Raw genomic sequence first — 9189 nt, forward strand, 5'->3', positions numbered from 1 at the left:
CTGAAGGGCCGGGCCCCCGGATTTCCGGGGGCCCGGCCCTTTGCCGTGGGCAGGTGCGGGGGCGGGGTGCAGGCCGCGCGCGGGGCGGGGCGGGGAAACGGAAAGGCCCGGCACCCCGTGGGGGCCGGGCCTCTCTCGGTGGTGCCTACGCCTTGCGCAGGCGGAACGTCAGGCCCAGCACGTCGTCCGTGAACGGGGCGCCGTACGTCGCGTCCGCCTCGCCCTGGGCATGGTCCGTCGCCAGCACCTCGTCCGCGATCAGGTCCGCGTGCGCCGTCAGGGCCTCCGCCGTCTCCGGGGAGTCCGCCTGCCAGCGCAGGGCGATCCGGTCGGCCACGTCCAGGCCGCTGTTCTTGCGGGCCTCCTGGATGAGCCGGATCGCGTCACGGGCCAGGCCCGCCTTCCGCAGCTCCGGGGTGATCTCCAGGTCGAGGGCGACCGTCGCGCCCGCGTCCGATGCGACCGACCAGCCCTCACGCGGGGTCTCCGTGATGATGACCTCCTCGGGGGTGACGGTGATCGTCTCGCCGTTCACCTCCAGGGTCGCCTCGCCGGACCGCAGGGCCAGCGACAGAGCCGCCGCGTCCGCCGCCGCGACCGCCTTCGCCACGTCCTGGACGCCCTTGCCGAACCGCTTGCCCAGGGAGCGGAAGTTCGCCTTCGCCGTCGTGTCGACGAGCGAGCCGCCCACCTCCGACAGGGAAGCCAGCGAGCTGACGTTCAGCTCCTCCGTGATCTGGGCCTGGAGCTCCGGCGAGAGGGCCGTGAAGCCCGTCGCCGCCACCAGCGCGCGCGACAGCGGCTGGCGGGTCTTCACGCCCGACTCGGCCCGCGTCGCCCGGCCCAGTTCCACCAGACGGCGGACCAGGAGCATCTGCTCGGAGAGCGTCCTGTCGATCCGGGCGGTGTCGGCCTCCGGCCAGGTGGCCAGGTGGACGGACTCCGGGGCCTCCGGCGTCACCGGCACCACCAGGTCCTGCCAGACCCGCTCCGTGATGAACGGGGTCAGCGGGGCCATCAGACGGGTGACCGTCTCGACGACGTCGTGGAGGGTGCGGAGCGCCGCCTTGTCGCCCTGCCAGAAGCGGCGGCGCGAGCGGCGCACGTACCAGTTGGAGAGGTCGTCGACGAAGGACGAGATCAGCTTGCCGGTGCGCTGGGTGTCGTACGACTCCATCGCCTCGGTGACCTCGGCCACCAGGGTGTGGAGCTCCGACAGCAGCCAGCGGTCGAGGACCGGGCGGTCGGCCGGGGCCGGGTCCGCGGCGCTCGGCGCCCAGCCCGCCGTACGGGCGTACAGCGCCTGGAAGGCGACCGTGTTCCAGTACGTCAGGAGGGTCTTGCGGACGACCTCCTGGATCGTGCCGTGGCCCACCCGGCGCGCCGCCCACGGCGAGCCGCCGGCCGCCATGAACCAGCGGACCGCGTCGGCGCCGTGCTGGTCCATGAGCGGGATCGGCTGGAGGATGTTCCCCAGGTGCTTGGACATCTTGCGGCCGTCCTCGGCGAGGATGTGGCCGAGGCAGACCACGTTCTCGTAGGACGACTTGTCGAAGACGAGCGTGCCGACCGCCATCAGCGTGTAGAACCAGCCACGCGTCTGGTCGATCGCCTCGGAGATGAACTGCGCCGGGTACCGGGACTCGAACAGTTCCTTGTTCTCGTACGGGTAGCCGTACTGGGCGAACGGCATCGAGCCCGAGTCGTACCAGGCGTCGATGACCTCCGGCACGCGCGTCGCCGTCTTCGAGCAGCTCGGGCACGGGAACGTGACCGCGTCGATGTACGGGCGGTGCGGGTCGAGCTGCGACTGGTCGCTGCCGGTCAGCTCGGTCAGCTCGGCGCGCGAGCCCACGCACGTCAGGTGGTCGTCCTCGCAGCGCCAGATCGGCAGCGGGGTGCCCCAGTAGCGGTTGCGGGAGAGCGCCCAGTCGACGTTGTTGGTCAGCCAGTCGCCGAAGCGGCCGTGCTTGACCGAGTCGGGGAACCAGTTGGTCCGCTCGTTCTCGGCGAGCATCCGGTCCTTGACCGCGGTCGTACGGATGTACCAGGACGGCTGCGCGTAGTACAGCAGCGCCGTGTGGCAGCGCCAGCAGTGCGGGTAGCTGTGCTCGTACGCGATGTGCTTGAAGAGCAGCCCGCGCGCGTCCAGGTCGGCGGTGAGCGCCTCGTCGGCCTTCTTGAAGAAGACCCCGCCGACCAGCGGCACGTCCTCCTCGAAGGTGCCGTCGGGGCGGACCGGGTTCACGACCGGCAGGCCGTACGCCTTGCAGACCTTGAGGTCGTCCTCACCGAAGGCGGGGGACTGGTGGACCAGACCCGTACCGTCCTCGGTCGTCACGTACTCGGCGTTGACGACGTAGTGCGCCGGGGCGTCGAAGGGGACGAGCTCGAAGGGGCGCTGGTAGGTCCAGCGCTCCATCTCCGCGCCCGTGAAGGACTCGCCCGTGGTGACCCAGCCCTCGCCGAGCGCCTTCTCGAGCAGCGGCTGCGCGACGACGACCCGCTCGTCGCCGTCGGTGGCGACCACGTAGGTGACCTCGGGGTGGGCGGCGACCGCGGTGTTGGACACCAGGGTCCACGGGGTCGTCGTCCAGACGAGGAGCGCCGCCTTGCCGGCCAGTGGGCCGGAGGTCAGCGGGAAGCGGACGTAGACGGAGGGGTCGACGACCGTCTCGTAGCCCTGCGCCAGCTCGTGGTCGGAGAGGCCGGTGCCGCAGCGGGGGCACCAGGGGGCGACCCGGTGGTCCTGGACGAGGAGGTCCTTGTCGAAGATCTGCTTCAGGGACCACCAGACCGACTCGATGTACGAGGGGTCCATGGTCCGGTACGCGTCGTCGAGGTCGACCCAGTAGCCCATGCGGGTCGTCAGCTCGGCGAAGGCGTCGGTGTGCCGGGTCACCGACTCACGGCACTTGTCGTTGAACTCGGCGATGCCGTACGCCTCGATGTCCTTCTTGCCGGAGAAGCCGAGCTCCTTCTCGACGGCGAGCTCGACCGGCAGGCCGTGGCAGTCCCAGCCGGCCTTGCGGGCCACGTGGTAGCCGCGCATGGTCCGGAAGCGGGGGAACACGTCCTTGAAGACGCGGGCTTCGATGTGGTGCGCGCCCGGCATGCCGTTGGCGGTGGGCGGGCCCTCGTAGAACACCCACTCGGGGCGTCCTTCGGACTGCTCCAGGGTCTTGGCGAAGACCTTGTTGTCGCGCCAGAGATCGAGCACGGCGTGCTCCATCGCGGGCAGGTCGACCTGGGCGGGCACCTGGCGGTACTGCGGCGGTGTCATCGAGTTCCTCCGGCGGACTGTCGTCGTTCCGTCGGAGGGACGAGAGCGCTGCTCCCGCGGTACCACCCTCCTTGGCCCCGGGCGCGCCGCGCCCTGAGCCCCCTCATTGGGGTCGCGACGCCGGGTCTAGTCACCGCGCTGTCCTGCGGCTTTCTTCCGACGGCTCCGGGGTGATGCTTCACATCGGGCTCGCCCCCGGGCTCTCACCGTCCCCGGGTCGCTCATGGCTGCGTACGACGCTACTCGTCCCCATCCAAGCCTTTCGCTCTGCTCAGTGTACGGGGCCGGGCATCGCGCGGCAGACCGGTTTTCCCGTGACCCGAATGGCCATACGCGCCGGGCCGGACTTGCCGTACGGCCATGTGGGGGATGCCCGCGGCGGATAACCCGGCGGGGAGCTGGGCACAACGGAGGCAGGCCCGCCCCGAGGGGCGCGGGGGCGGGTGGGAACGGCGGCGTGGCCCGTTGCCGCGGGCCCTGGGCCGATTTATCGTCCCAGCACGATGCGCGAGCAAGATCACAAAATGTGAAGGGGCCGCGACATGGTGGCGAAGAAGACCGCCGCGAAGAAGACCTCGGCCGCCGGTCCCACCGGTACGGCCGAGGGCGCCAAGGACGTGGCCGGTAAGAAGACGACGGTCACGGAGCCGCCGACGGTCGCGAAGAAGACGCCCGCCGTGAAGGAGACGGCCGCGGTCGACGAGACCGCCGCCGCCAAGAAGACGGTCGCCAAGAAGACGGTCGCCAAGAACACGGTCGCCAAGAAGGCCGTGGCGAAGAAGACGGCCGCCAAGAAGGCGCCCGCGAAGAAGCAGACAGGAGCCAGTACGGTGGCAGCGAAGAAGATCGCGGGTGGCGTCACGACCGCCGGGGACGAGGCCGCGGTGCCTCCGGCCCGTACCGGCGAGCTCGCGGTGCGGCCGGGCGAGGACCCCTGGACCCCGGCCGAGGTCACCGAGGCCCGCACCGTGCTCCAGACGGAGGTGCTGAGACTCCGCAGCGAGCTGGCGCACTCCCAGGAGGAGCTCACCGGCCTCATGCGGGACTCCGGCGACGGCGCAGGGGACGACCAGGCCGACACCGGCACCAAGAACATCACCCGGGAGCACGAGCTGGCCCTGGCGGCCAACGCCCGGGAGATGCTGGAACAGACCGAGCACGCCCTGGAGCGGCTCGACGCCGGCACCTACGGGCTGTGCGAGGTGTGCGGGAAGCCGATCGGCAAGGCACGCATGCAGGCCTTCCCCCGGGCCACGCTCTGTGTCGAGGACAAGCAGCGCCAGGAGCGGCGCGGCTGAGGCTCTCGGCTGACGGTCTCGTACGCCTGTGCCGTACCCTCGGTGCACGGTCAGGCATCGAGGTCGAGGGACTCACTCACGTGGCAGAGGCGGAGCGCATCATCGGTACGCCGGATTCAGCAGGGGCCGACGATTCGGCCCCCTCCGACGAGACGGCGGCCGCCGACGGAGCGGCCGCGTCCGACGGAACGGCCGCTCCCGAGGGGTCGGCCGCTCCCGAGGAGCGGCCCAGGGGCAGGCGCAGGATCTTCGCGCTCTTCGTCGTGGCCGTCATCGCCTACCTGCTCGACCTCGGCAGCAAGATGCTGGTCGTCGCCAAGCTGGAGGGGCGCGAGCCGATCCGGGTGATCGGCGACGTGCTGCGCTTCGACGCGATCCGGAACCCGGGTGCCGCGTTCGGCATGGGCGAGGCCTTCACCATCATCTTCACCTGTATCGCCGCCGCCGTGATCGTCGTGATCATCCGGCTCGCGCGCAAGCTCTACAGCCTGCCCTGGGCGATCGCGCTCGGCCTGCTGCTGGGCGGCGCGCTCGGCAACCTCACGGACCGGATCTTCCGCTCGCCCGGCGTCTTCGAGGGCGCGGTCGTCGACTTCATCGCCCCCGCGCACTTCGCCGTCTTCAACCTCGCCGACTCGGCGATCGTCTGCGGCGGGATCCTCATCGTGATCCTGTCGTTCCGTGGTCTGGACCCCGACGGGACCGTCCACAAGGACTGATCCGGACGGAGTACTCCCCGCACAAGGCATACTCGACGGGTGAGTACGAGTCCCGAGATCCGCACGCTGCCCGTTCCCGATGGCCTGGAGGGCGAGCGCGTCGACGCCGCCATCGCCCGAATGTTCGGGTTCTCCCGTACGAAGGCGGCCGAGCTGGCCGCCGCAGGGAAGGTCCAGGTCGACGGCTCCGTCGTCGGCAAGTCCGAGCGGGTCAGCGGTGGCGCGTGGCTCGAGGTCGAGATGCCGGGCGCGGCCGCCCCCGTGCAGATCGTCGCCGAGCCCGTCGAGGGCATGGAGATCGTCCACGACGACGACGACATCGTCGTGATCATGAAGCCGGTCGGTGTGGCCGCGCACCCCAGCCCCGGCTGGACCGGCACCACGGTCATCGGCGGCCTCGCCGCCGCCGGGTACCGCATCTCCACCTCAGGCGCCGCCGAACGCCAGGGCGTCGTGCACCGCCTCGACGTCGGCACCTCCGGTCTGATGGTGGTCGCCAAGTCGGAGTACGCGTACACCTCGCTCAAGCGCCAGTTCAAGGAGCGCACGGTCGACAAGCGCTACCACGCGCTGGTGCAGGGGCACCCCGACCCGATGAGCGGCACCATCGACGCCCCCATCGGCCGGCACCCCAACCACGACTACAAGTGGGCGGTCACCGCCGACGGCAAGGCCTCGGTCACCCACTACGACCTCATCGAGGCGTACCGCTCGGCCTCGCTGCTCGACATCAAGCTGGAGACGGGCCGCACCCACCAGATCCGGGTGCACATGTCCGCCCACCGCCACCCCTGCGTCGGCGACCTCACCTACGGCGCCGACCCGACGCTCGCCAAGCGCCTCGGCCTGACCCGACAGTGGCTGCACGCCGTCCGTCTGGGCTTCGAGCACCCCGGTGACGGTTCGTGGGTCGAGTTCGCCAGCACCTACCCCGAAGACCTGCGGAAGGCCCTCGACCGGATCGCGTCGGAGAGCCGGTGAGCACCGCGTACACCGTCCGCGAGGTCGTCGGCGCCGAGGACCGGGAGGCGTGCTTCGCGGTCCGCCGGGAGGTCTTCGTCGAGGAGCAGGGCGTTCCGCAGGAGCTGGAGTACGACACGTACGACGCGACCGCGGCGCATGTGCTCGCCGTGCGCGAGGACGGGTTGCCGCTGGGCACCGGGCGCCTCCTGTTCGGGGCGGACGCGCTCGGGAGGACCGGCGGGGACGGCTCCGTGGGCTCGCTCGGCCGGCTTGCGGTCGCCAAGGCGGCCCGCGGCCTCGGCGTCGGCGCGGCGCTCGTACGGGCCGTCGAGGACGCGGCGCGCGAGCGCGGCCTGACCGCCGTCGACCTGCACGCCCAGACGCACGCGCTCGGCTTCTACGAACGCCTCGGCTACGAGGCGTACGGCCCCGAGTTCCCTGACGCGGGCATGCCGCACCGGGCGATGCGCAAGGCTCTGTAGGCGGAGGCCTCACCGGGCCCGCGCCGACCGCTTCCGGGGCTTCCGGCGCTTCCCTCAGGGGGCAAGGGAGGCCAAAACGGTCATACATGGCAGGGTGGGCCCGTGGATCAATTGGCCCTGTTGTTCTTGCTGCTCCTCGGCGCCCTGCTCACCGTCCCCCTCGGTGAGCGGCTCGGACTGCCCGCCCCCGTCCTGATGACCCTCATCGGGATCGTGCTGGCCTTCCTGCCCTTCGTACCGAACGTCGAGATCCCGCCGGAGCTCATCCTCCCGCTGGTGCTGCCGCCCCTGCTGTACGCCTCCGTGCAGCGCACCTCCTGGCGCCAGTTCGCGGCGAACAGACGGCCCATCTTCCTGCTCGCCGTCGCCCTCGTCTTCGTCACCACGGCCGCCGTCGGCGCGGTCGCGCACTCGCTCGTGCCCGGCCTTCCGCTGGCCGCCGCGATCGCGCTCGGCGCCCTCGTCGCGCCGCCCGACCCGGTCGCGGCGACCGCCGTGGCCGGCTCGCTCGGGCTGCCGCGCCGTCTCGTGTCGATCCTGGAGGGCGAGGGCCTCTTCAACGACGTCACCGCGATCGTGCTCTACCACGTGGCCATCGCCGCCGTCGTCAGCGGCTCCTTCTCCTGGCCCGAGGCGGTCGGCCAGCTCGTGCTGTCCGCGGTGGTCGCGATGGCCGTCGGTCTCGCTCTCGGCTGGCTCTCCAACAAGCTCATCGGAGTCCTGGGCGACGTCACCCTCCAGACCGGCCTCACCCTGCTCGTCCCCTTCGTCAGCTACGTCCTCGCCGAGGAGCTGCACGGCTCCGGCGTCCTCGCCGTCCTGGTCACCGCCCTCTTCCTCGCCGAGCACGCGACCGACGCCGACGACGTCATGGGCCGGCTCGCCGGACAGACCTTCTGGCAGATCGTCGACACCCTCGTCACCGGTATCGCCTTCGGCCTCATCGGCCTCGAACTCATCCATGTCTTCGGGGTGGCGGACGGGCACGGCCTCGAGATGCTCGGCTGGGGCGCCGCCGTCGTCGCGGTGGTCGTCGGGGTCCGGCTGCTCTGGCTGCTCCCCGCCACCTGGCTCGCGAAGCGGCTGCACACACGCCGGGACGTCGACGAGGAGATCCCGACGAGCTGGCGGGAGACCATCGTCATGTGGTGGGCGGGGATGCGCGGGGTGGCCTCGGTGGCCCTCGCGCTCGCCATCCCGCTCCGTACCGACGACGGCGCGCCCTTCCCCGGCCGCGACGAGATCGTCTTCATCGCCTTCTGTGTGATCATCACCACCCTCGTCTTCCAGGGGCTCACCCTGCCCTGGCTGGTCCGGCGGCTCGGGGTGCGGGCCGACGCGGACGCCGAGCGCGCGCTCGAACGGGACCTCGCGATCCGGGCCGCGAAGGCCGCGAAGCGCAGGCTCAAGGAGATCGAGGAGGTCGAGGAGCTGCCCGAGGAGGTCCAGGAGCGGCTGTTGCGCGGGGCGTACGACATCGGGGCCCGGATCAGTCCGGACATGGTCGACCAGGAGCGGAAGGCCGCGTACGTCGAACGGACGAAGCGGTTCAAGGAGGTGCAGCGGATCCAGCGGGAGCTGATGTCGGCCGCCCGGCACGAGGTGCTCGCGGCGCGCAGCGAGCCCGGCGCCGATCCGGAGGTGGTGGACCGGGTGCTGCGGCAGCTGGACGTCCGCAGCCTGCGGTGAGCACCGGTGCCCCGGGGGCCGGATGGCAGGATGGGACGCATGGACATCATGCTCTTCCACTCGGCCTACGGGCTGACCCCTTCCGTCGAGACCGCTGCCGAGCGGCTCCGCGCCGCCGGGCACCAGGTCTGGACCCCGGACCTCTACGGGGGCCGGACGGTGGGGACCGTCGAGGAGGGTGTGGAGCTCAGGGACGAGATCGGCAAGGACGAGCTGCTGAAGCGGGCGGTCCTCGCCGCCGCCCCCTACTCCGAGCGCGGACTGGTCTACATGGGCCTCTCCCTCGGGGCCTCGATCGCGCAGACCCTGGCGCTCGGGGACGAGAAGGCGCGCGGGCTGCTGCTGTTCCACGGCACCTCGGACCTCGCGGAGTCCGCGTCGGTGGACGAGCTGCCCGTACAGCTGCACGTGGCCGATCCCGACCCGTTCGAGACGCACGACTGGCTGTCCTCCTGGTACCTCCAGATGCGCAAGGCGGGGGCGGACGTGGAGATCTACCGCTACCCGGGCGCGGGGCACGTGTTCACGGACGCGGAGCTGCCCGACTGGGACGAGGAGGCGGCCGAGCAGGCCTGGTCGGTGGCGCTGGCCTTCATCGAGGACCTGTAGGACGGTGTCGAACGGGCGTGGGGCCCCCGGGGGGTGGCCCCGGGGGCCCCCCCCCGGCCCCCCCGCCCCCCCCCGGGGCGCCGGGCCCGAGGAGGTGAAACCGGGCACCAAGCCCCGGGGGGACGAGGTCAATCACGGGGGGTGAG

The 9189-nt window shown here is 71.5% G+C and carries 7 protein-coding genes; 6 read left to right on the forward strand and 1 reads right to left on the reverse strand.

The window, feature by feature from the left end; translation table 11 throughout:
* Positions 1–145 precede the first annotated feature (145 nt).
* Complete coding sequence (ileS, locus tag ACIRB7_RS27465) at positions 146–3283, reverse strand: isoleucine--tRNA ligase (RefSeq protein WP_403603559.1); 3138 nt, start codon at positions 3281–3283, stop codon at positions 146–148.
* A gap of 542 nt (positions 3284–3825) precedes the next feature.
* On the opposite strand from ileS, the gene ACIRB7_RS27470 reads away from it, so the two are divergent.
* The 6 genes from ACIRB7_RS27470 (at position 3826) to ACIRB7_RS27495 (ending at position 9043) form a co-directional block, all read left to right on the forward strand.
* Positions 3826–4581, forward strand: coding sequence for a TraR/DksA family transcriptional regulator (locus ACIRB7_RS27470; protein WP_403603561.1), 756 nt, complete (start codon positions 3826–3828; stop codon positions 4579–4581).
* An 80-nt stretch (positions 4582–4661) separates the two neighbouring features.
* Positions 4662–5300 (forward strand): signal peptidase II, encoded by a 639-nt coding sequence (gene lspA, locus ACIRB7_RS27475; RefSeq protein WP_403603563.1) that lies wholly within the window; start codon positions 4662–4664, stop codon positions 5298–5300.
* A gap of 39 nt (positions 5301–5339) precedes the next feature.
* Positions 5340–6281, forward strand: coding sequence for an RluA family pseudouridine synthase (locus tag ACIRB7_RS27480; RefSeq protein WP_403603565.1), 942 nt, complete (start codon positions 5340–5342; stop codon positions 6279–6281).
* Positions 6278–6745, forward strand: coding sequence for a GNAT family N-acetyltransferase (locus ACIRB7_RS27485; RefSeq protein ID WP_403603567.1), 468 nt, complete (start codon positions 6278–6280; stop codon positions 6743–6745). The genes ACIRB7_RS27480 and ACIRB7_RS27485 overlap by 4 nt, the downstream gene beginning before the upstream one ends.
* A gap of 102 nt (positions 6746–6847) precedes the next feature.
* Entirely contained in the window at positions 6848–8434 is a 1587-nt protein-coding gene (locus ACIRB7_RS27490; protein ID WP_403603569.1) for a Na+/H+ antiporter, read from the forward strand.
* Positions 8435–8464: 30 nt separating this feature from the next.
* Positions 8465–9043 carry a dienelactone hydrolase family protein gene (locus ACIRB7_RS27495; protein ID WP_403603571.1) on the forward strand — a complete coding sequence of 193 codons (579 nt, stop codon included), beginning with the start codon at positions 8465–8467 and terminating at the stop codon, positions 9041–9043.
* Positions 9044–9189: the final 146 nt, after the last annotated feature.

This window comes from Streptomyces sp. NPDC093795, assembly GCF_044764665.1.
GTDB lineage: Bacteria > Actinomycetota > Actinomycetes > Streptomycetales > Streptomycetaceae > Streptomyces.